Source organism: Flavobacterium sp. GW821-FHT12A05 (assembly GCF_058807735.1).
Genome location: NZ_JBXAQY010000005.1, coordinates 151,117 through 173,215, shown reverse-complemented (window position 1 = coordinate 173,215; position 22,099 = coordinate 151,117). Strand labels below are relative to the sequence as shown.

General features: G+C 35.7%; 21 protein-coding genes. 7 read left to right on the top strand and 14 right to left on the bottom strand.

What is annotated here, in order from left to right:
- Positions 1 to 80: 80 nt before the first annotated feature.
- A complete protein-coding gene (locus AC1RRQ_RS13175) occupies positions 81 to 1,223 on the bottom strand; it encodes a FecR family protein (RefSeq protein ID WP_493023497.1) in 1,143 nt (380 codons plus the stop codon).
- A gap of 196 nt (positions 1,224 to 1,419) precedes the next feature.
- Positions 1,420 to 2,016, bottom strand: coding sequence for an RNA polymerase sigma factor (locus tag AC1RRQ_RS13170; RefSeq protein WP_493023496.1), 597 nt, complete (start codon positions 2,014 to 2,016; stop codon positions 1,420 to 1,422).
- A gap of 406 nt (positions 2,017 to 2,422) precedes the next feature.
- On the opposite strand from AC1RRQ_RS13170, the gene AC1RRQ_RS13165 reads away from it, so the two are divergent.
- The 4 genes from AC1RRQ_RS13165 (at position 2,423) to AC1RRQ_RS13150 (ending at position 5,779) form a co-directional block, all read left to right on the top strand.
- The gene (locus tag AC1RRQ_RS13165; RefSeq protein WP_493023495.1) at positions 2,423 to 3,301 is read left to right on the top strand and encodes a helix-turn-helix domain-containing protein; all 879 of its coding nucleotides are present in this window, start codon (positions 2,423 to 2,425) and stop codon (positions 3,299 to 3,301) included.
- Positions 3,302 to 3,373: 72 nt separating this feature from the next.
- Positions 3,374 to 4,204, top strand: a complete 831-nt coding sequence (locus AC1RRQ_RS13160; protein ID WP_493023494.1) for a Rossmann-fold NAD(P)-binding domain-containing protein — start codon at positions 3,374 to 3,376, stop codon at positions 4,202 to 4,204.
- Positions 4,205 to 4,208: 4 nt separating this feature from the next.
- A complete protein-coding gene (locus AC1RRQ_RS13155; RefSeq protein ID WP_493023493.1) occupies positions 4,209 to 4,598 on the top strand; it encodes a DUF5367 family protein in 390 nt (129 codons plus the stop codon).
- Positions 4,599 to 4,894: 296 nt separating this feature from the next.
- Positions 4,895 to 5,779: a helix-turn-helix domain-containing protein gene (locus AC1RRQ_RS13150; RefSeq protein ID WP_493023492.1), complete on the top strand. Its 885-nt coding sequence runs from the start codon at positions 4,895 to 4,897 to the stop codon at positions 5,777 to 5,779.
- Between the two features lie 37 nt (positions 5,780 to 5,816).
- On the opposite strand, the gene AC1RRQ_RS13145 is transcribed toward AC1RRQ_RS13150, so the two are convergent.
- From AC1RRQ_RS13145 to AC1RRQ_RS13095, 11 genes are all read right to left on the bottom strand, one after another.
- Positions 5,817 to 7,079 (bottom strand): hypothetical protein, encoded by a 1,263-nt coding sequence (locus AC1RRQ_RS13145; protein ID WP_493023491.1) that lies wholly within the window; start codon positions 7,077 to 7,079, stop codon positions 5,817 to 5,819.
- A gap of 32 nt (positions 7,080 to 7,111) precedes the next feature.
- Positions 7,112 to 7,972: an urea transporter gene (locus tag AC1RRQ_RS13140; protein ID WP_493023490.1), complete on the bottom strand. Its 861-nt coding sequence runs from the start codon at positions 7,970 to 7,972 to the stop codon at positions 7,112 to 7,114.
- 12 nt (positions 7,973 to 7,984) lie between these two features.
- Positions 7,985 to 8,686, bottom strand: coding sequence for a hypothetical protein (locus AC1RRQ_RS13135; protein WP_493023489.1), 702 nt, complete (start codon positions 8,684 to 8,686; stop codon positions 7,985 to 7,987).
- Positions 8,686 to 9,519 carry an urease accessory protein UreD gene (locus AC1RRQ_RS13130; protein WP_493023488.1) on the bottom strand — a complete coding sequence of 278 codons (834 nt, stop codon included), beginning with the start codon at positions 9,517 to 9,519 and terminating at the stop codon, positions 8,686 to 8,688. Before AC1RRQ_RS13130 ends, AC1RRQ_RS13135 begins: the two co-directional genes overlap by 1 nt.
- A gap of 29 nt (positions 9,520 to 9,548) precedes the next feature.
- Positions 9,549 to 10,187 (bottom strand): urease accessory protein UreG, encoded by a 639-nt coding sequence (ureG, locus tag AC1RRQ_RS13125; RefSeq protein WP_493023486.1) that lies wholly within the window; start codon positions 10,185 to 10,187, stop codon positions 9,549 to 9,551.
- A 59-nt stretch (positions 10,188 to 10,246) separates the two neighbouring features.
- The gene (locus tag AC1RRQ_RS13120) at positions 10,247 to 10,933 is read right to left on the bottom strand and encodes an urease accessory protein UreF (protein WP_493023485.1); all 687 of its coding nucleotides are present in this window, start codon (positions 10,931 to 10,933) and stop codon (positions 10,247 to 10,249) included.
- A gap of 28 nt (positions 10,934 to 10,961) precedes the next feature.
- On the bottom strand, positions 10,962 to 11,459 hold the full coding sequence (gene ureE / locus AC1RRQ_RS13115; protein WP_493023484.1) for an urease accessory protein UreE: 498 nt from the start codon (positions 11,457 to 11,459) through the stop codon (positions 10,962 to 10,964).
- Positions 11,460 to 11,540: 81 nt separating this feature from the next.
- Entirely contained in the window at positions 11,541 to 13,262 is a 1,722-nt protein-coding gene (ureC, locus tag AC1RRQ_RS13110) for an urease subunit alpha (RefSeq protein ID WP_493023483.1), read from the bottom strand.
- Positions 13,263 to 13,264: 2 nt separating this feature from the next.
- Positions 13,265 to 13,633 (bottom strand): urease subunit beta, encoded by a 369-nt coding sequence (gene ureB, locus AC1RRQ_RS13105; protein WP_493023482.1) that lies wholly within the window; start codon positions 13,631 to 13,633, stop codon positions 13,265 to 13,267.
- Positions 13,634 to 13,650: 17 nt separating this feature from the next.
- Entirely contained in the window at positions 13,651 to 13,953 is a 303-nt protein-coding gene (gene ureA / locus AC1RRQ_RS13100; RefSeq protein WP_493023481.1) for an urease subunit gamma, read from the bottom strand.
- A gap of 175 nt (positions 13,954 to 14,128) precedes the next feature.
- Complete coding sequence (locus AC1RRQ_RS13095) at positions 14,129 to 14,506, bottom strand: hypothetical protein (protein ID WP_493023480.1); 378 nt, start codon at positions 14,504 to 14,506, stop codon at positions 14,129 to 14,131.
- 239 nt (positions 14,507 to 14,745) lie between these two features.
- Between AC1RRQ_RS13095 and AC1RRQ_RS13090 the strand changes: the two genes are divergently transcribed.
- Complete coding sequence (locus AC1RRQ_RS13090; protein WP_493023479.1) at positions 14,746 to 15,495, top strand: hypothetical protein; 750 nt, start codon at positions 14,746 to 14,748, stop codon at positions 15,493 to 15,495.
- Positions 15,496 to 15,559: 64 nt separating this feature from the next.
- Here AC1RRQ_RS13090 and AC1RRQ_RS13085 read toward each other — a convergent pair whose 3' ends face one another.
- The gene (locus tag AC1RRQ_RS13085) at positions 15,560 to 17,002 is read right to left on the bottom strand and encodes a glycosyltransferase family 2 protein (protein WP_493023478.1); all 1,443 of its coding nucleotides are present in this window, start codon (positions 17,000 to 17,002) and stop codon (positions 15,560 to 15,562) included.
- Positions 17,003 to 17,545: 543 nt separating this feature from the next.
- On the opposite strand from AC1RRQ_RS13085, the gene AC1RRQ_RS13080 reads away from it, so the two are divergent.
- Positions 17,546 to 17,995, top strand: coding sequence for a response regulator (locus AC1RRQ_RS13080; protein WP_493023477.1), 450 nt, complete (start codon positions 17,546 to 17,548; stop codon positions 17,993 to 17,995).
- Positions 17,996 to 18,005: 10 nt separating this feature from the next.
- Positions 18,006 to 22,025, top strand: a complete 4,020-nt coding sequence (locus tag AC1RRQ_RS13075; RefSeq protein WP_493023476.1) for a PAS domain-containing sensor histidine kinase — start codon at positions 18,006 to 18,008, stop codon at positions 22,023 to 22,025.
- Positions 22,026 to 22,099: the final 74 nt, after the last annotated feature.

Sequence of the window (22,099 nt, the reverse complement as noted above, 5' to 3'; positions counted from 1 at the left end):
AAATGGATTAATTGATTAATACTATAGAAAGGGATAAAGTCTGGTACCGTCGGAAGTCTAAACTTTAATCCCTTTTCTTTTTATTTAATAATTACTTTGTGGTCTTTTATCTCATAGGCATTAATGAAATTGATGTTCTTGATGGTTGTTAATATGTCTTCTAGTTTTTGGTTTTTATTTAAAACCCCATTAAATTTTACATTTCCTAAAGCCGGATCGGCAAAAACAATATCTGCATCATACCATCTTGACAATACTTTTGCAATATCTTTTAAAGGCATTCCTTTGAAAACAAAAAGTCCTTTTCTCCATGAAATTTCGTTGTAAACATCTACCTTAGAAATCGCAATTTCGCTGCTGTTACTGCTAATTCTGGACTGTTCGTTTGGTTCTAAGAACTCTTTTTCTTTTGCATTTTCGATCGCTACTTTTCCTTTTACCAATGTGGTATAAATTGCCGTTTCGTCTTTGTATGCTTTAATATTAAATTCGGTACCTATAACCTCAACATTCTGCATTTGGGTTTTTACCTTAAATTTCGACCCTTTATGTTTGGTGCTTGGCGATACTTCAAAATAAGCTTCACCATAAACCAATTCTACTTGTCGGGTTTCACCATCTACAAAAGCAACCGGGTATTTTAATTGCGATTCTGAGTTCAGCCAGACTTTTGTGCTGTCTGCTAGTTGAACAAAAAACTGTCCGCCGCGCGGAATTGTCAAAAAGTTATTCGCAATTGCTTTCAATTTATTTCCGGCATTATAAACCAGTTTTTCTCCGTTGCTCGAAACATTTCCGGTTTGATAATCTTTACCTTTTTCCAGTGCAATTACAGATCCGTCTTCCAGCGTAAGCGTGGCTTTATCGCTTCCTATTAAAATATTTTTAGTTACGGCAACAGGAATATTTTTACTGTTATCTTTTGTATTGAATAATAACGTAATCGAAATGAGCATCGCAACAGCTGCGGCTATGGCAACTCTAAAACTTGTTCTCGAATAAAATGGTCTAAGCGGTATCACTTTTATTTCTTCTGCTTTTAAAGTGTTTTGAATTCTGCTGAGCATTTTATGCTGTAATTCTTCTTTTGCGCCCAGTGTATTATCCCATTCTGTCTGGGTTTGAAAACTTTCGTAATAATTCAATAATTTTTCATTCTCCTCCAGATTGGTTTCACCAGAAAGATATCTGTTTAGTAACACCAAAAATTCTTCTTTTTTCATTTTATTTTGTATTAATTCGAGAGTCTAAGTAGTAAGTATGCAAAATGATAGGTACCCCCTAGTCGAGATATCATTTTTTTTTATTTTTATTAAAAAATTTGAGAAAACAGCTAAAAAACAAGAAAAATCGTATAGTAATATCAACAGAAACAGCTTTGCATTTATAAATCTATTTCTAATTGAAAAACCAGCATACCTATTTGATTAGATTTCGTGAAAGCCATAAAACCATTGCCATACTTGCGCTGCTTCCCATCGATAAACGAATAACCTGAAGTGCTTTTGTAATGTGGTTTTCGACTGTTTTGGTAGAAATGTCCAAACGTTCTGCAATTTCTTTATGACTCAATTGTTCTTCGCGGCTTAATTTATAAACCAGCTGGCATTTTAAAGGAAGACTTTCTACAATGGAGTTTATTTGCTGCACCAGTTCGTCGTGCATCAATTGGGTTTCTGGGGTAGAATGCTGAAAACGCTTGTCTAAATCATCAAAAAATTCGACATGAATTTTGTCTTTATTTTTTTTAAACTGATTAAAAACCTGATATCTCGCGCAGGCATACATATAGCCTTTTAGCGAAATATGGATTTCGAGTTTTTCGCGGTTGTTCCAGATATTCATGAAAATATCCTGAATAATATCTTCACATAATTCTTTATCTTTCAAAACATTATAAGAAGACATAAATAAAGACTGCCAAAACTTATTGTACAATTCTGTCAACGCCGATTCATCGCCGCCACGAAGGCGCTCGATTAAAACTTGATCGTAATTGAAGTCTGGATTTGACAATTGTCGCGGGTTTTGAAATAGGTATATTTCGCAAACATAATAAAATATTTCAAAATATTTAATTTGGTCTGAACCAAGAACTTTTGCTCCATTTTTAAAATTGTAAGCTAAACTCTACTAATTTTGCAGCTATTTAAAATTAACGTAAAAATAAAGTTCCTAAATTCAATAATTTTTAATTCTTTACAGTGATAATAACCGATTTTCAAAAAGGCCGTAATTGTTGATTTACGCTAAAAATTTCAACTTTATTTTTTAAACTCCCTTTTTGTGTAGCTAATTTCTTTAAACGCCCAAAAACTCTGATTTTCAGTCCTTATATTTAATAAGATTTGTTTTCATTTTTACGGATTAAAAAATAAATAGTAACTTTTCAGGCTTTTTGTTTTAACCTCAATCCACAGTTATGACAACAGATATTCTGGAATTACACGATTGTATTGTTTTAATCGAGCACTCGAATACCACAAAAACAATAGTTCAAAAATGCGAAATCGACGGTGATGCGCTGGGTTTTGCTTTTTATGGTTCTGGTAATGTCGAGTTAGAAATTAAGCACAATAAGCAGACTAAATATTTAGTAAATACAACGGGTTTGGCGATTTGTTTTTTTGGAAACCAAAAAGTCGAATTCTCGCATAAAATAGAACCCGATAAACCGCTGCAGTCCATTAGTATTTTCACCAAATTAAAAAATCTGAATTCGCTTCCGGATGCCGAAAAAGAGATTTTCGAAAATCATTTACCGCAGTTATTAAACCCTAAAGAGCATTTTGTAAAAGGTCCGTCATTTTATATGACGCTCGAAATGCAACTGGCGGTTCAGAAAATATTTAATACATCGTATACCGGAAATACGCGTTTGTTATTTTTAAAAAGTCAGGTCAATGAACTTTTGGCTCATTTCTATGCACTTTTAGCTTCTGAAAAAAAATCGGATATGTCAGAAATTGACAAAAACAAACTTTTTCAGGCCAAAGAAATTGTTACTACCCACTATTCTACACCGCCATCGATAACGCAATTATCGCAAATGGTGGGACTGAACAGCAATAAATTAAAGAAGAATTTTAAAGAGCTTTTCGGGATTCCGGTTTTTAAATATGTTCAGGAAGAACGATTAAACAAAGCGTATGAGTTACTCCGCGAAAGCGAAAAAACAGTACAGGAATCGGCTTGGGAAGTGGGTTATGAAAGTTTGAGTTCGTTTTCGAATGCATTCAACAAAAAATTCGGAATGCGCCCGAATGATGTAAAACAACAATTCTTTTCAAACAAATCATAATTCTTTTACAACAAATGATTTCCTTTTAATCGAAGCAACTTTGTATCAGTAATCAACTAAAAAACTATTGATATGAAAAAGAAAATTTTAGTTCTGGGTTCCAATGGAAAAACAGGACGCAGAGTTGCCGCAAGATTAGAAAATAATCCTGAAGTAGAAATTCGTTTGGGTTCCAGAAACGAAAAAATTCCCTTTGATTGGGAAAATCCTGAAACCTGGCAAAATGTTGTAAAAGATATTCATACCGTTTATATTACTTTTCAACCTGATTTGGCCGTTCCTTTTGCTGCAGAAGCAATAGAAAATTTCACGAAACTTGCCACAGAATCCGGCGTGCAAAAAATAGTTTTGCTTTCCGGAAGAGGCGAAAAAGAAGCTCAGGTATGCGAAGAAATTGTAAAGAAAAATGCCAAAAACTGGACGATTATCCGCGCGAGCTGGTTCAATCAAAATTTCAGCGAAAGCTTTTTCTTAGATCCAATTCTTTATGGGGTTGTGGCACTGCCAAGAGCCGAAGCGCTTGAACCTTTTACAGATGCCGATGATATTGCCGATGTTGTAACAGCTGCACTTCTTGACGAAAATCATAATGGAAAAACATACGAACTGACCGGACCAAGATTGCTTACTTTTAAAGATGCTGTAAATGAAATTGCCAATGCCAGCGGTAAAAACATTGCTTTTCAGGGTTTGAGTTTAGAAGAATATACTCAGATGCTCAAAGAATATCAGGTTCCTGACGATCATATCTGGCTGGTTAATTATCTTTTTGAACAGGTTTTAGACGGAAGAAATTCAACCTTAACTTCAGACATTGAAAAAGTACTGGGAAGAAAGCCAAAAGATTTTAGCGCTTACGCGGAAGAAACGGCCAAAACCGGAATTTGGAATCCCGAAAGCTAAGATCATGAAATATCTAAGAGCCGTCTTTTCGGGTATTTTGGTCTGGATTGCCGTGAATTTGTCTTTTTATTTATTGGAACAAATTCTATTTGTAAAAGATTCCTTTTTCTGGCAATCTTTTATGGTCACCATTTGGATAGTGTTTTTCGCCATTGGTGCTGCGAAGTTTTATTATTGGAAAAAGTATAAAATGAGCGGTCTGCAGCTGGGCATCATAATGTCGCTTACGGCTTTGTTTCTGGATGTTTTTATTACTGTTCCTTTTGTAGAAATTCCAAACGGAAGAAGTTATGAAAGCTTTTTTTCCAGCCCTGTTTTATGGATTCTGGCTTTTGTAAATGCTTTTTCTGTTTTTCTTTGGCGAAAGCAAAGCAATCAAAACATTCCTGTTTAATAAACATTAATTTATATGTTCATCCTTCTTAAATTGAGGGGAAAGATTTCCGATAACTTTCCCCCTATTTTAAGAAATTGAACAGCCTAAAAATGCCAAATTTGATTCTAATTAAGGGCAAATTATCCACCAAAAGTTTTTTTTATATCAGGCTAAGTTTAATCTTACGGCGTAAATCCTTTAAAATTAAGGATTATACTTTATAGTGTTGCAGGAGCGTGTTTTACGATTTGTTTTTTGAAGTAACTTTACCGTCGCTTTTGTAATATAAATATAAAGATTACAGCCTCCAATCGATGGAAAAACCTATTCAAATTCTTAGTACTTACGAGTACAAATCGCAGTTTTTACCAGATGTAGACCAGCATATATTGCACAATAAATCGCAATTGCAATTGTACCGCATAGAACATTATTTAAAAGAAATCGTAATTCCTGTAGCGCCTTACAGAACCTCTTTTAATTTTATGTTATTTGTTACGGATGGTTATCTCAAACAGCAATTGGAAACCGAAAATTACCTGATAACTTCCGGACAGATTCTAAATATCAAACAAGGCAGTATTACGAGGACCCTTGAATTATCTGAAGATGTAAAAGGCTTTTATCTGATTTACGAAAATGATATTATCCCATCTATTGCTTTAAGCAGACAAGACAGTATATTTTTTGCTTCAGATCCTGTTATCTTGCTTCACGAAAGTGCCTATACTTTTTTAATCAAAACATTTGAGTTACTGGAAGAAGAATTACAGACAGAACAAATTCAAGATGATATCTGCATTACTTTTTTCCGTGCCATAATGCTGAAAATAATTAAACACACAACTCACAAACCTTCGCCTATGGTACGCGAACTGGATATTACGTATCGATTTAGAGAAAAATTACAGCAGGAACATAAAGAGCATAAAAATGTTTTCTTTTATGCGCAGGAATTAAATATATCCGAAACGTACCTCAACAAATGTATCAAGAAAGCAACAGGAAAACCTCCTAAACAATGGATCAATGAAATTTGCGTGCAGCACAGTCAGATATTACTTCGCGATCTGGGACGCGAAATTGCCGATGTTGCCTACGAACTTAATTTTCATTCGATTTCTCATTTTTCGAGAGTCTTTAAAAAAGTGACAAACAAATCGCCGTCTGCTTTTCGTTTGGAGATATTAAATAAGTAATTGTTTTTTTTAACAATTACTTATTTAAATCATTCTTTTAGAATCCTACTTTTAATCCTAAAGCAACACGATTTACCATAGAACTTTCTGTAGTTGAATTTATAATTTGCTTAGCTCCCAAATTATACTCCACTCCCATTGTTACAATTTTGGTAACATCGTACATCATATTAACAGATCCATAAGTTAAAGCGGTATGAGTGTTTTTGTCATTGCTTTTTGTTACAAAATCTCCTGCTGTATTGTCATTAATCACTTTGCTTTGTACTAATGAAAATGGTGATGCATTGTAACTCATATTCGTATATCCTAATACTAGATTAGAGTGCAGGTTCTTTTTGACTCCAAAAAAGTATTCAATTCCGGCAGAACCTCCATAAACAGGAACGGTTTTAAAATTACCGTTTTGATCATAAATTCCATCATACATATTAGCTGCGCCGCCACCGCCAAATAAAGCTCCTGATAAAGTGTAAGAACCTGCAATACCAGAACCTGCAAGTCCTTGCGCCAGGAAGTAACTTTTATCATTCAGCTTTCTTTTTAGGTTTGCATTAATTCCCCAGCCCATTTCAAGTGCATTCGAATTATCTTCTTTAGCATAACGAATAGGACGTCCCATAAATGCCAGGCGAACAAAACTTCCATCTTGCGAATATTTGGTAAATGCCGCTATAGGATCTACAGAGAATTGTCCCGGCGTACTTCCTCCGGCTATCTTCAGGTACTGAGCTGTAGTTTCTGCTCCAGCTTCAAACTTCCATAATTTATCTTTCCCGAAATTATTGTAATACTTAACCTGTACATGTCTTGCCCATGAACCTGAGTTTGGTCCTTCCCAGTCTAAAGTATTGTACCAGCTTGAAACTCCGGCTCCAAAGAAACTCCAGTCCTGCCCCACATGCCAATGGTTGTAATCCAGATAAGCAACTCTCAATTGCAGGTTTCCTCCTGCTCCCGGGCCTCCCCACCATTGGGCTTCTACATAAGTAACTAATGGTCCGTTTTCGAAACCGTTATAAGTAGTTTTCCATGCCAGCTGGGTTTGGTACATATTGGCATCTGCATTTTTATCTGTTAGTTTGTTGTAAGGATCTGCAGAATTTAGGTTAAACGATTGTGATGACTTAACATCATTTCCTCCCAAATTAACGTAGCCATTTAATTTAAGGCGAGGCGAAAATTCCATTTCATAAAGCGGTTTATCTGATGTTTGTGCTTTAGATTCAAAAGAAATCTGGGCATAGGTCGAGCTGCACACTACAAAAAGTAATGCGCTTAATAGTGCGTATTTTTTCATCTTAATTTAATTATTTAATAAGGCGGATATTTTTATTGAAACTGTTTTGGAACAGTCTTTTTAACAAGGATAGTAATCCAGCTGGAAGCAACAAAAGGAAAAGTAAGCGGTGGCCAGCCCATTTTTACCATAAAAATGTCTATAATGGTTGAGACAATAATTGAAAAAAGTACATAGACACCATCTTTAACACGAGTCCCAGAAAAAGTTATAGCACAAAGTACGGCGTTAAAACTGAACAAGCCCATGTGTATATCTGCTTGAGGTTCCGAAAACTGAAGCGATATATAAGCACTTAATACTCCAGAAGCTATTGCGTACAAAGCAGCAACAGGATTGTTGATAAAAACGGCCAGAATAAAGATAACTCCGGTAAGAATGCTGCCTTGAAAAATAACTTCTCCAAAACCATGTGCAACCGTTGCAAGTTCATTTAAATCGGTATCTGGTTCTGCTCCCATTACCGGACCTCCTACTACGTACAGGTTATGAAAAACATATAGGCAGATCCAGGTAACGAGAATAAATGGCAGCGTAAATGCCGGTATTTTTCGGCTTATAAAAATGTGCTGCAAAATAGTGGCGATTACAGATCCTATGATAACAGCAATCCATATTACCAATTCTGGTTTAAAAAAGAAAGTTAAGGCAACTCCCACCAGCGAAGCACTAAATCCATAAAGTCCCTGAGTCGTTTCTTTTTTATCAAATTTTAATAGTATTGCGGTACCTAACCCAATCGATGCCGATAAGATTACTGCTATACCCATTGTAAACGAACCATAAAATATACCTGCCAGAAATAACAATCCTGTCCATGGATTTTCTTGCAGCATAATTTGACCAATGCTGGTCAAAATTGTTTTAATATGAAGACTAATTTTTGATTCCATAAAAATTGAATTTTACCAACCTAGAAACACCATGCCAATACCGCATATCATAACTACTCCGCCTCCAATGGCATGTACATAGCGTTCTAGTTTGTCTGTTTTAAAAAATGAATAACCATAGCAGCCAATCAGAACCATGACAAGCATGGTAAGGACTGTAAAGACTGCAAAAACCGTAATTAAAATGATTACTTCTAAGGATGATCGTCGTATGCCGGAATAAAATAACAGCGGTACCAAAGGTTCACTTGGTCCCATTACAAAAATGACAAACAAAATCCAGGGTGTAATTTTGATTCGGTCTTTTGGGGCAACTGCTTGTCCGTGGCGATGCTCATAAACATAAATATCTTCGTCGTTGTAAACTTCAAAATGCTTGTGAGGTTTATTTAAATAAGCACTTCGTACTCCCCATATAAAATAGAGAAGTCCAAATACAAGCAGACACCAGCCTGAAACATTTCCTCTTACATCCTGAAACATCGACAATTTAGACAACTGCCAGCCGACTAAAACGCCAATTAATCCGAGTATAACTGAACTTAAAATATGTCCCAGACCGCAAACTATAGTCAACCAGACTGTTTTTGCAGTAGACCATTTTCTTGATCTTGATAATACAATAAACGGTAAATAATGATCTGGTCCAGAAGCGGTATGCAGACAGCTTATTGTAATTGCTGATAATACCAGCGTAGTTAATGTTGTATCCATTAGATGTAATTTTCAGCAGGCTCTATTTCCTGATTTTCAATATTTGTTTGATTTTCCATCTGCCAGATTCTACTTTGTATCTTCCTAAAGGCGTTATACAATTGTTCGCCGCCATTCCCCAGAATACGTACTATCATGGCATTTACAAAAGGCTGCGATACTCCAAAAATTACATTTTCTTCGATTTCTAAATCTGAGTAAGTTGCGGTAATAAGAGATTCTAAATCACAGTTTCCGGTATTGATATGAATTAATGCTCCTTGATGCGTATAACCTTCCATTTGTCCCAAGGTTTCAACATCTGCCAATAAAGGTTCTAACAGTATGTTATCTTTTAAGATCAATTTTCCGTTATGAAATACTTCCGTCAGGTTTTGAAACTTTGAAAAAAGAAATACTTCTCCCGAGTGTTTTCTGCCGCAGGTAATGATTTCTCCCAATGTAAGATTACAATTCCCTTCTAGATTAACTACGTTATGCGCTTTAAAAATTGACCTTTCATGCGGTACTATCGGGTGCTGTACATAACTGAATGTACTATTCTCCTGCAACGTAACCTTCATTTGTTGCTGCGCACCATCCTGCATATTAAACAAACGCTGATAGGATTGCGATTCGAGCAGCAAACGGCTTTTTGGTTCCAATACGATGTTGATATCATAATGGTCGTTATCGAGTATTCCGGGAGAGGAACTCATTACCATAAGATAAAGTGACGGATCTGACCTATCTTCGCTAATATTAGCTATTCGGAAAGGTCTTGTAAAGAAGGCATCTTTTAAATAAGAACGTTCGTCTTTAAATCCACTGACAATATTTAATCTATTGATCATTTGAAATAGTTGAGTGTTAATACCACCATTTATCGAACCAATTGCGGTTCTTCGGTATTTTCGAGTAAAGCATATTTTTTAATCCAGCCAATCACAATATCAAGTCCCTGAAGGCTCATCAAATTGGTGAATACAAAAGGTTGTCCGTTACGCATTTTTCGCGCATCACGTTCCATAACTCCAAGATCTGCATTTACATAAGGAGCAAGATCTATTTTATTAATAACAAGCAAATCAGATCTGGTAATACCAGGGCCGCCTTTACGAGGAATTTTATCTCCTTCGGCAACATCAATAACAAAAATGCTAACGTCTGCTAAGTCAGGGCTGAAAGTAGCCGACAAGTTGTCTCCGCCGCTTTCAATTAAAATCAATTCAATATCAGGAAAACGAGAAGCCATTTCTTCTACCGCTTCCAAATTCATACTCGCATCTTCACGAATGGCAGTATGAGGGCATCCGCCAGTTTCAACACCAATAATGCGTTCTTTAGGAAGCATACTGTTTTTAGTCAGGAATTCGGCATCTTCTTTTGTATAAATATCATTGGTAATTACGCCAATGCTGTATTCGTTCATTAGTCTGCGAGACAAACGCTCGATTAATGCAGTTTTTCCTGATCCTACCGGACCGGCAATTCCTATTTTAATATATTTTCTTTCTTTCATTTTGTTTTATTTTTATAGGATACAATAACTGTATCGCTGATTATTTTTAATTTTTCTTTTTAAGACATGTACAAGCGTGAGTACAATTGTTCGTGCTGCATGCATTTTACATCCAGCCCAATGTTGCATAAGCCTACAAGATTTCGGTCGAGCTGCATTACATTTTCGGTAACGGTATTAATTACTTTTTGCATATCGTGCAAAACGTCCTGTCCGTCGAGCTGTCCAAGCGGAACGAGTTTTACAGCATTTGTAACCATCCCGACTGCTGCGTTGTACAAGAAGGCATAAAGTGCTTCTTCAAGCGGAATATCCAATAATGCCGCATATACGCCGTACACAATACAATAATGTCCTTCGGATCTTTTTTCTACAATTGCTTTTTCGTATTCATTAATAAGGTCTGTTGCGATTTGGCGTTTAAATATCTTGATGAGTCTAAGACCTAATTTTTGACTGGCTTGTCTGATTTCACGAGCTGTTTTTAAGGCACCGCATTCGTCATCCAGCTTTCGCAACAAATCAATATTATTATTCAGCGCTGCTTCGTATGCCAGTCTCACAAAAGCGGCATCGTTGTACTGCAGATTATTTTTCAGCATATTTCGCACAAACAAGGCTGTTGTTTCGGGATCTTTTACCAGCTTTTGCTGTACATACGTTTCTAATCCGTTTGAGTGGCTGTAACCGCCAATTGGCAAAGTAGGATCACTGAGATGGAGCAGACTGCCTATAAAATTTTTCATCTTACTTTGTGTTTTAAGTATCTCAACATTACTTGGCGATATTCATAATTTTAAAGAAAAGCGAGCTGCTTTCTGAATGTCCGTGCGGCTGCACTGTTGAGTTTACGATATTGGTTAAACGAGTAAAGATTTTCTCCGTACTGTAACCGCTTGCCGAAAGCCATTTAAAAATTGGTTCTTCAAAAGGCAGCAATACCTCATCATCCTGGATAAACATAGGCAGATGTTTGTTTCCTATTTCATAACATACACTTCCCATTTCCAGCAGTGAATTTGGTTTTACCACAATTGCATCACAAGGGATAATATCTACTACAATTAGTTTATGATCATCTGCATATAAAACATCGTCTTGTTTTAAGCGCTGTCCTTCTTTTAAAAACTTAATGGCAATCTCTTGTCCGCTTTTCGTTTTTTTTCGCTGAATGCGTTTTGTTGCTTCATACCATTCTATTTCAAGAAAGTCGATGGTGCGGTTTGCCGTATCAAACTGTTTAATACTTCCCGCTGTCTCATTTATAATCATATCTTTTTTACTTAAGAAACTGCTGCAGGAAAAACCTGCAGCGGTTTCTATTGATTTATAGTTTAAGAACTTCTTTCTCTTTTAGAATAAAAAATAACGTTGTGCCATTGGCAGTTCTGTTGCCGGTTCACAAATGATTTTTACACCATCTACACGTACTTCATAATTTTCCGGATTTACTGTAATCTCTGGTGTTTTATCATTATGAATCAGATGTTTTTTCGAAATGTTTCTACATCCTACGACAGGCAGAATCATTTTCTCTAAACCATATTCTTCTACAATATTGTTTTTTAAAGAAGCCTGAGAAACAAACGTTGCACATGTTTTAGATAATGCTTTACCAAAAGCACCAAACATATTGCGATAAAGAACCGGCTGTGGTGTAGGTATTGAAGCATTTGGATCTCCCATACGGGCAGCGATTATCATTCCGCCTTTAATAATGATTTCTGGTTTTGTACCAAAAAGCATTGGTTTCCATAAAACAAGATCGGCCATTTTTCCAGGTTCAATAGATCCTACATATTGAGAAATACCATGTGCAATTGCTGGATTGATGGTATATTTAGCCACATAACGTTTTGCACGGAAATTATCATTTCCACTTCCTTCATCTTCTGCTAAATCGCCGCGTTGTTTTCTCATTTTATCGGCAGTCTGCCAAGTACGGGTAATTACTTCGCCCACACGTCCCATTGCCTGAGAATCTGAACTCATGATGCTGAATACACCCATATCATGCAGAATATCTTCGGCAGCAATTGTTTCCGGACGAATACGAGAATCTGCAAATGAAACGTCTTCAGGAATATTTTTACTCAAGTGATGACAAACCATCAACATATCTAAATGCTCATCGATTGTATTAACCGTGTAAGGACGAGTAGGATTTGTAGATGCCGGCAATACGTTTGGATACATTGCCGCTTTGATAATATCCGGAGCGTGACCTCCACCTGCTCCTTCTGTATGGAAAGTATGAATTACACGACCGTTAATCGCATTCATCGTATCTTCAAGGAAACCTGCTTCGTTAAGTGTATCGGTGTGAATTGCTACCTGAACATCATATTTATCAGCTACTTTTAAAGCAGCATCAATTACAGCCGGAGACGCTCCCCAGTCTTCGTGGATTTTTAATCCTAAAGCTCCTGCTTCGATCTGCTCGTCTAAAGGAGCTTCTGTAGAACAGTTTCCTTTACCAAAAAATCCAAGGTTCATAGGAAATGCTTCTGCGGCTTGCAGCATTTTTTCCATATACCATTTTCCGGGAGTAATTGTCGTTGCGTTTGTACCATCGGCAGGACCTGTTCCACCACCAATCATGGTAGTTACACCACTGTACAAAGCCGTTTCAATTTGCTGCGGACTGATAAAGTGAATATGTGTATCGATTCCTCCGGCAGTTGCAATCAGGTTTTCGCCTCCGTGAGCTTCGGTACTTGCTCCAATAATCATGTTTGGATCTACTCCATCCATTGTATCAGGATTTCCTGCTTTACCAATACCAACGATTTTTCCGTCTTTTATCCCAATATCAGCTTTTACAATTCCCCAGTGATCAATAATGGTAACATTGGTAATAACCAAATCTAAAACACCTTGATCTCTGGTAGCAGTGCTCGATTGCGCCATACCATCACGAATGGTTTTACCGCCCCCAAATTTATTTTCATCACCATAAACGGTAAAATCTTTTTCTATCTCAATAATTACATCTGTATCGGCTAGTCTAACTTTATCTCCTGTTGTAGGGCCATACATGCTGGCATATTTCAGCTTATTTATTTTCAGGCTCATGATTATTTGTTTTTAAAGTTTTCTGATTTCAGTTTTGCCAAACTGTGTTGTTTGTTAATTTCGAGCGTAGTATCTCCATTTACTAAATTATTGATACCAAAGGCACGTCTTGCGCCGCTAAACGCAACCAGCTCTACCTCTTTTTCTTCGCCCGGTTCAAAACGAACCGCTGTTCCTGCAGCAATGTTAAGCCTCATCCCGAAAGCTTTGGTGCGATCGAAACTCATCATGCGGTTGATTTCAAAAAAATGGCAGTGAGATCCCACTTGTACTGGTCGGTCTGCCGTATTGGTTACTTTTACTTTTACTGTTTTACGGTCAACATTACATTCAATGTCTCCTTTACTGATAAAATATTCTCCGGGAATCATAATTAATACTTTTAGGTTTAACGAATTGGACTGTGAACCGTAACTAATTTAGTACCGTCAGGAAATGTTGCTTCAATTTGAACATCGTGTATCATCTCTGCAATTCCTTCCATAACGTCTTCTCTGGTAAGCAGCGATGCGCCATAATTCATTAGTTCTGCTACTGATTTTCCGTCACGTGCTGCTTCCAGCAAATGGCTGCTTATGTAAGCAATAGTTTCAGGATAATTAAGTTTTAGTCCGCGTGCTTTTCTTTTGGCTGCTAATTCTCCTGCGAGATGCAATAGCAATTTTTCACTTTCTCTTGGTGTAAGATGCATAGTGTTTAAGTTTAAAATGTTCAACAATTTTTAGAATAGAAATCCACCCTCAACATGTATTGTATGCTGAAAAAATAATGGACTATAAGATTTAAAGGGATTCAATAACAAGACAGCTATCTCGTCTGAATTGAAAAATTCCTTAAGAAGTAAATAGGTAAATTCCAGATTTAATTCACGAAGGAATAATCATGGAATGAAATAAGATGTAAAGAGGAATATCCTGCGTATGTGCTGTATGACGAGAACCATTTGCACATGTTGCAGCTTTATAAGATGGGTTATTAAAAAGAAATGAAGCGGTATCGATAAAGTTTAGAACGGCAAAATAGTCTACACCATTTTTACCATGATCGCTTTCGTCTATATCTTCAGAAAATAAGTCATCACTTAAATCAACAAAATCTGCTGCAATGTAATTTTTAGATCCTGATACATTTTGATTTAGAAACTGATGCTGTACGCTTTTAATAGAAATCGCAGACTTGCTTTCTGCATTTGCAAAAAGTACCAATGTTAAGAAACAAGTTACGATGTATATTAAACGTTTCATTCTTTAGATGGTTTCTCTTTTAAAACCAGAAACAAAATTAAAGAAGAAGTCTATTTATTTGTTTTCACAAATCACGCTTTCTGTACTCCTTTTCTGTATTTTTAAATTATAGTTTATATTTTTAATCATCTTTGCAAAATGAAGTTTTTATAAAAAATCATATTTAAGAAAAGAGGTATAATGAAAAAAACTAATTTTACTTTAAAACACCCCCTTTTACGTTTTTTAAATTTTAATAAATGAAAAAAAGAGAAAAACTAGAGCTTATACGAAAACTCTATCCTAATGCTTTAACTACCATTGACTATATCAATAAAATTATTGATTATGTAGAAGATAAATTAGACTTAGAACCTTCGCAGATTATACTGGCCGACAGCATTTGCAGCGATGATGTAAACAGCATTCAATATCCGGCAAGAGCTCTTGAGTTTTTAGGACCTTTTAAAATGGGCGGCTTAGATGGTTTTCCGTTTACGGGATTAAGCGGCATGGCAGCATTTGCCAGTCATGTTCCGGATGATGGCGCTGTTTTTATTTACTATGGTCCTCATATTGGCATTTCTAAAGAAGGCAAAATTGGAGAAATAAATCGTCATGGACAAAATAACAATTCGCTTTGCTGCGGTGCTGCAATGGGTGCTTTGAATAAATTAATCCACAATGTTATTCAGCCCAATAATATTACGGAACTGGATTATCAAATGAATATAATTGAACAAATCCTTTACAATCAAAAAGAGAAAATTTTAAGTGCCGAAATTCCGTTATACGAAGCTACAGAAGTTATTTATGAAGCCATCGATAAACGCATTCAGGATCTTATTGCTTCTACAAGTTACAATTGCAAATATGTTATTGTTGTGGGTGCTATTTTAATTAACAGCGATAGTGATGTAGGTTCTTTTTCTTCGACTAAAAGATTTGAAGTTATTGATTTAAAAACCGGAATTAGAGAAAATTTAATCTCCATTCTAAACAATGCATAAAAAAACTCCTGCTTAGTGGTACAGGAGTTTTTCAGGATTAAATATAAATAGTAGTTGCAGAATTTTAACCTCTTGTCAGCCAGCCTCTTTTATGTGCTGTAATGATAGAATACGGCGCGATCCAAAACAATCCGAAAGTGTAGAAAACACTATAAGAATAGGCCCAGAAAGCTTCTGTAAATGAATATCTTTTCGCATAAAATAAAACCGAAAAGCTTGATACAATTAATATTCCTAAAAGCGCAGAGCTGATAAATAATAATGGGTGTGTTGCTATAAAATAGAACATAAAAATAAAGAACGGATACGTCATGATGATTCTTAAAGACTGCTCTGTAAACAATAATCTTGCTCCAACTTTAGATTCTTTTCTAAAATCTTTCCAAACATATTGTGCCATCATAATGTTTTCACGAACATTACTTCTTCCCCATCTAATAAACATTTTATATAAACCTTTATAATCTTCGGGAACGTTTGTTAAAACATAAGCATTACGTTGAAACAATACGTGGTGTCCTTGTTTTAAAATCATATTTGTCATGGCACGGTCTTCACCAATATCAGACGGCTGCCCCATAAAAGTCTGGTCGATCCATTCTGGCAGACAGGCAAAAACAGCGTTTCTTCTGTAAGCTGCTAAAGCTCCCGGCGTACAAAGTACAGAACCTAATGAACTTTCGGCAGAACGCATGAATTCAAAACTCATTACAAAACTTACGTTTAACATTTTTGGCAAGATTGCTTTTTCGTTGTTCAAAACCTGAACATTTCCGGCAACGGCACCACATTTTTCATCGACAATAAACGGACTTACTAAGTTTCTTAAAGTGTCTTTTTTTACAATTGAATCACTGTCAACCGTTACAAAAATTTCTCCTTTACCTAAGTTAAATCCACGGTATAATGCGTGACGTTTTCCTTTGTTTTGTGGCTGTTGAAAAATGGAAACTCTATCGCCTAATTTAATTTTTGCCTGTTGAATCCAGTACCAAGTATCATCTTTACTACCATCATCGATTGCTAAAAGCTCTAATTTATGTGCCGGGAAATCACTTTCGGCCAAACTCATTAAAGTTTCATAAACTAATTTTCCTTCGTTGTAAGCTGGTACAATTACGGTACAAGTTGGCAGTAATTCGTCAGATACTGATTCGATTGGTTTGTATTTGAAATAAAGGAATAAATTGTACAGAAACATACCTCCTTTAAAAAGAAACAATGCTACTGTTATGGCAAGAAATATAATGCCGCCTGTAGAGTTTAATCGCTCTAAATGAAGCTGATCAAAATCAGGCTGAAATTGAAAAACGAAAAATGCTCCTGCAAGCAGTAATAAAAATGTTCCTGCAAGAACCGTAAAACCAAATAGACTTTTTGGTCTTTCGATAAGTTTTTTTGATGTGTTATTGTTTATGTTAAAAATAGACGGGCTTACTTTTACGTCGCTGCTGCTGATATTGCTGCCTGCGTAAAATTGTTTCGAGATGATTGTTTCGCTTTCCATGTCTTGTTTGCTATATTAATTCTACTAATTGGCTTTTATTTTTTGTGTTCTTCTCTTGTGTAATTATTTAAGTAAACACTAAAATTTAAAGAGTGACATGTTCCCAATTTGCAAGCGTTGTGCCATTTAGGTTTTAAACTGACTTTAAGCGCTTTACGAAAAACAGCATACGAATGATGTGTGTAATAATTTTACACTTTGTAGAATGTTTATACAGTTTTTGGTGTGTAAACAGTAATAAAACAAGGGATTTTTTGTTCCTGCGAAGAGGTGCAGTATTCTATAAAAACGAAAAAAGTATTAGAAAATTGTATCACATTTTACTCAAATTGACACTATTTGAATCTGGTTTTAAAATTGAAAATTTTTACTTACAAAAAACCTTCAAATAAAATTATTCGTAAGTAATCGTTATAAATTTCCAATTAAATAAGTTAATTTTATAGGTATTTAATTAATTGCGCTGCAGAAATAATTTTACCTTAGCAAAAAACAATTAATTTTTTAAACTAAAATAGAAAAATCCAAAATACTTTAAACTGAATGAACAAACAGATTTACAACATTTTACTTGCTGACGATGACGACGATGACTGCTCTTTTTTTGAAGAAGCTTTAGATGAATTATCGCTTGCAACTACTCTTGTAACTGTAAATGACGGAGTACAGCTAATGGAATTTTTGGCCGATAAATCTGGAAATGAACTGCCTGACGTACTTTTTCTAGATTTAAATATGCCAAGAAAAAATGGCTCTGAATGCCTTACAGAAATCAAACAAATTGAGAAATTAAAAGATTTCCCAATCATTATTTTTTCGACTTCTCTTGACAGTGAAATTGTTGATGTTATGTACGAGAAAGGTGCAACAAATTATATTCGCAAACCCGGTGATTTTTCTAAACTAAAATCGGTTATTGAAAATGCACTTATTGCAGCATCCAAAAATAATTTTAAACAGCCCGCGAGACCGCATTTTATAATTCAACCCTAAATTATCTTTAATGAGCCATGCAAATAAGGAACATTATTTTCTAGCCGATGGCGGAGAAATGGGCGAATTAATACGTTCCAAAGATTGGAGTAAAACGCCTATTGGTGATCCTGAAAACTGGCCTCAAACTTTACGTACTTTAACTTCGGTAATTCTCCATAATCCTTTTGGAATGTATATTGCCTGGGGAAAAGATTTTACACAATTATACAACGATGCTTTCCGAAAAATTCTTGGCCCGGATAAACATCCTGATGCTTTAGGAAACTCTCCGCAGGAAACATTTGGAGAAATCTGGAATATTACAAGTCCCATGTTTGAAGAGGTTATGCAGGGAAAATCAATTAGTTTTCCTGATTTCGTAATTCCTTTAAACAAAAATGGAACTGTAGAAACCTCTTATTTTGATTTTTCTTATTCTCCCATAAAAATAGAAAACGGTGAAGTTGGCGGCGTTTTGGTAACGGTAATCGAAACTACTGCAAAGAAAAAAGCAACCGATATTTTAAGAGAAAATAGCGAACGTTTTAAAAACAACATTATGCAGGCACCATTGGCAATGTGTGTTTTTAGAGGAAAAGACCATGTTGTAGAAATTGCCAACGAAAAAATGATGCAGCTCTGGGGAACAAGCACAGAAAAAGTACTTAACAAATCTATTTTTGATGTCCTGCCCGAAATTAAAGATCAAGGGTTGGAAGAACTGATTCAAAATGTTTATACAACCGGAAAAAAATTTATTGCCAATGAGCGTTTAGTGCAGCTTTCGCGGAATGGAAAAACAGAGAATACCTATGTCAATTTTATATATGAAGCTTTAACCGAATGTAACGGAAGCATTTCTGGCGTTGTTGCCATTGCCATTGAAGTTACAGATCAGGTTGAAGCAAGGGAAAAACTAAAAGACAGCGAGCAAAAAATAAGACAGCTGGTCGATAATGCTCCTTTTCCTATTGGCGTTTATGTGGGCGAAGAAATGAGAATTGAACTCGCTAACGAATCTATTATAAAAGTGTGGGGAAAAGGAAATGATGTAATTGGAAAATCATACAAAGAAATTCTGCCGGAACTTAATAGTCAGTCCGTTTTTGATCAGGTTTTGAGTGTTTTTAAAACCGGAAAATCGTTTCATAATAAAAATGCGCGAATTGATATTACCATAAATAATAAACTCGAAACCTTTTATTTCAATTATAGTTTTACCCCTTTATTTGACCGAAATGGTCATGTATATGCAGTAATGAACACTGCAGCCGAAGTAACCGATTTACATCTGGCTTCCAAAAAAATAGAAATTGCCAACAAACGCTTCAGAGATACGGTAAGGCAGGCGCCGCTTGGAATTACCATTCTTCGAGGGCCGAATTACATTGTAGAATCGGCAAATGAAGCGTATTTAAAATTAGTAGACAGAGAAGAAAGTACTTTTGTTGGAAAACCTTTATTTGAATCTCTTCCGGAAGTTCGAGAAACAGTCGATTCGTTATTAAAAAATGTTTTAAAAACCGGAATTCCCTATCACGGAAATGAACTTCCGGTACCATTAAAAAGATACGGAAAACAGGAAATATCGTATTTCGATTTTCTTTATCATCCGTTAAGAGAAGAAAACGGAGAAATAACAGGAATCATCGTTACCGTAACCGAAGTAAGCGAAAAAGTTGAAGTTCGAAAAAAGATCGAACAAAACGAAGAAAGACTAAAAATAATTGTAGAAGCCAGCGAACTGGGAACCTGGGAACTAAATGCAAAAACCCGGGAACCTCGTTATTCAAAACGATATCTTGAAATTTTAGGCGGCTACAAAGATGAAATAATGCTGTCGCACGAACAGTTGCTGCAACATTTGCATCCGGATGATATGACGGTTAGAAACAAGGCTTTTAAAGATGCGCTTCGAACCGGTTTTCTTCATTATGAAGCCAGAACAATATGGCCGGACAAAAGCATCCACTGGATTGAAGGAAAAGGAAAAGTTTTCTATGATAAAAATCACAATCCGGAGAAATTAATTGGAACAATTCGCGATATTACAAGCGAAAAAAATCATCAGCAAGAATTAGAACAAAGCGAAAAAAGATTCCGCAATTTAATCATGCAGTCTCCAGTTCCAAAAGTAATTTTAAAAGGAAGCGATATGGTAATAGAAATTGCCAACGTTGCTTTGCTCAAAAATATCTGGAAAAGAAAAGAAAGTGAAGTTCAGGGCAAAAAACTATTCGATATTTTCCCGGAACTTCTTACTCAAAAATATGGCGAAATTTTAAAAGAGGTTTATACCACCGGAAAAGAACATTCCGAAATAGAATCTCCTATCCTTATTAAAAATAAAAACAGAGACAATTTATTCTATATCGATTTTGAATACGCTCCAATTTACGAAACAGATAATACCATTTCTGGAATCAGAGCCACTATAATTGATGTAACCGAAAAGGTTGAAGCCAGAAAAAAAATTGAAGAAAGCGAACAGCGTTTTCGTTCGCTCACAGAAAGTATTCCGCAGTTAATCTGGGAAACCGACGAAAAAGGAAATGCTTTATTTGCCTCAGGAAAATGGGCCGAATATACCGGAATTAAACCTGCCGGCGAAGCCGAATGGAAAGCCATGATTCATCCTGAAGATTTTGAAGAAAATACCAAAATCTGGGCTCATAGTCTGACAACAGGAAATGTTTTTAGATCTGATGTCAGGGTTTTAAGAAAAGACGGCAGTTACAGATGGCATGCCGTAATTGGTGAACCTGTTTTTGATGCTGATAATAAAATCATAAAATGGGTTGGTGCTTTTACGGATATTCATACCGAGAAAGCTTTTACGCACGAGCTCGAACAACAAGTTACAGCAAGAACCAGAGAATTGAGCCAGATGTACGAATCGCTTAAAAAAAGCGAAGAACGTTATCATTTAATGGTCGAAGAAGTTCAGGATTATGCCATTTTGTATTTAAACCGAGACGGGATAATCGAAAACTGGAACATTGGAGCCGAAAAAATTAAAGGTTATAAAGCAGAAGAAATAACCGGGAAATATTTTGGTGTTTTTTATAGACCGGAAGATCAGGAAAGTAATCTTCCAAACAGGCTGCTTCAATTAGCCAGAGAAAAAGGACGCGCAGTACAACAAGGATGGCGCGTGCGCAAAAACGGAAGTTTATTTTGGGCAAGCGTTGTAATTACGGCTGTTCATAATAAAAACAATGATGTTATTGGGTTTTCGAAAGTAACCCACGATTTAACTGAGAAAAAAAGAGCCGACGATAAAATTAAATTGAATGCCTTAGAACTCGAACAAAAAAATGCTGAACTGGAACACATGAACAAGGAGCTTCAGTCTTTTGCTTACATTTCGAGTCATGATTTGCAGGAACCACTGCGTAAAATTCAAACTTTTGCCTCGCAGATTATTGATAAGGAATTCGAAAATTTATCTGATTCCGGAAAAGACAAATTTCAAAGAATGCAGAAAGCGGCACAGCGAATGCAGACTTTAATTAATGATTTGCTTTCGTATTCGAGAACCAATATTCAGGAAAGAAAATTCGAAAAAACGAATCTTTCTAAAATTATCGACGAAGTAAAAGAAGATCTTAAAGAAGAACTGGAACAAAAAAATGGCGTTATTGAAAGTAACGAAGTAGACGATGTAAGTATTATTCCGTTTCAATTCAGACAATTGTTGTATAATTTGATCAGCAATTCGCTTAAGTTTTCGAAACCTAATGTTCCGGCCATAATAAAAATTAAAAGCGAAATTGGCAAAGCTTCTAAATTTCACGAAAAGGCTTTAGCCAAAGAAAAGATTTATTGTCATATTAATATTCTAGATAACGGAATTGGTTTTGAACCGCAATACAGCAAAAAGATTTTTGATGTTTTCCAGCGTTTACATGGAAGAGATCAATACAACGGAACCGGAATTGGTCTTGCGATCGTAAAAAAAATTGTAGAAAACCATAACGGATTTATAACGGCAAAAGGCGAACAAAACGAAGGTGCTTCTTTTGATATTTACATTCCGCTGGAATAGTCTTAAAATAAAAAACATAAAAAAACGGAAATGACTTTAAAAGTTATTTCCGTTTTTTATTTAATAATGCAATC

Coding starts and splice junctions, on each gene's coding strand:
- ureG (WP_493023486.1), bottom strand. CDS start 10,187: ATGAAAGAAAGAAAATATATTAAAATAGGAATTGCCGGTCCGGTAGGA.
- AC1RRQ_RS13135 (WP_493023489.1), bottom strand. CDS start 8,686: ATGGATACAACATTAACTACGCTGGTATTATCAGCAATTACAATAAGC.
- AC1RRQ_RS13080 (WP_493023477.1), top strand. CDS start 17,546: ATGAACAAACAGATTTACAACATTTTACTTGCTGACGATGACGACGAT.
- ureB (WP_493023482.1), bottom strand. CDS start 13,633: ATGATTCCCGGAGAATATTTTATCAGTAAAGGAGACATTGAATGTAAT.
- AC1RRQ_RS13085 (WP_493023478.1), bottom strand. CDS start 17,002: ATGGAAAGCGAAACAATCATCTCGAAACAATTTTACGCAGGCAGCAAT.
- AC1RRQ_RS13175 (WP_493023497.1), bottom strand. CDS start 1,223: ATGAAAAAAGAAGAATTTTTGGTGTTACTAAACAGATATCTTTCTGGT.
- AC1RRQ_RS13140 (WP_493023490.1), bottom strand. CDS start 7,972: ATGGAATCAAAAATTAGTCTTCATATTAAAACAATTTTGACCAGCATT.
- AC1RRQ_RS13145 (WP_493023491.1), bottom strand. CDS start 7,079: ATGAAAAAATACGCACTATTAAGCGCATTACTTTTTGTAGTGTGCAGC.
- AC1RRQ_RS13075 (WP_493023476.1), top strand. CDS start 18,006: ATGAGCCATGCAAATAAGGAACATTATTTTCTAGCCGATGGCGGAGAA.
- AC1RRQ_RS13095 (WP_493023480.1), bottom strand. CDS start 14,506: ATGAAACGTTTAATATACATCGTAACTTGTTTCTTAACATTGGTACTT.
- AC1RRQ_RS13150 (WP_493023492.1), top strand. CDS start 4,895: ATGGAAAAACCTATTCAAATTCTTAGTACTTACGAGTACAAATCGCAG.
- ureE (WP_493023484.1), bottom strand. CDS start 11,459: ATGATTATAAATGAGACAGCGGGAAGTATTAAACAGTTTGATACGGCA.
- AC1RRQ_RS13160 (WP_493023494.1), top strand. CDS start 3,374: ATGAAAAAGAAAATTTTAGTTCTGGGTTCCAATGGAAAAACAGGACGC.
- AC1RRQ_RS13155 (WP_493023493.1), top strand. CDS start 4,209: ATGAAATATCTAAGAGCCGTCTTTTCGGGTATTTTGGTCTGGATTGCC.
- AC1RRQ_RS13090 (WP_493023479.1), top strand. CDS start 14,746: ATGAAAAAAAGAGAAAAACTAGAGCTTATACGAAAACTCTATCCTAAT.
- AC1RRQ_RS13165 (WP_493023495.1), top strand. CDS start 2,423: ATGACAACAGATATTCTGGAATTACACGATTGTATTGTTTTAATCGAG.
- AC1RRQ_RS13130 (WP_493023488.1), bottom strand. CDS start 9,519: ATGATCAATAGATTAAATATTGTCAGTGGATTTAAAGACGAACGTTCT.
- ureA (WP_493023481.1), bottom strand. CDS start 13,953: ATGCATCTTACACCAAGAGAAAGTGAAAAATTGCTATTGCATCTCGCA.
- ureC (WP_493023483.1), bottom strand. CDS start 13,262: ATGAGCCTGAAAATAAATAAGCTGAAATATGCCAGCATGTATGGCCCT.
- AC1RRQ_RS13120 (WP_493023485.1), bottom strand. CDS start 10,933: ATGAAAAATTTTATAGGCAGTCTGCTCCATCTCAGTGATCCTACTTTG.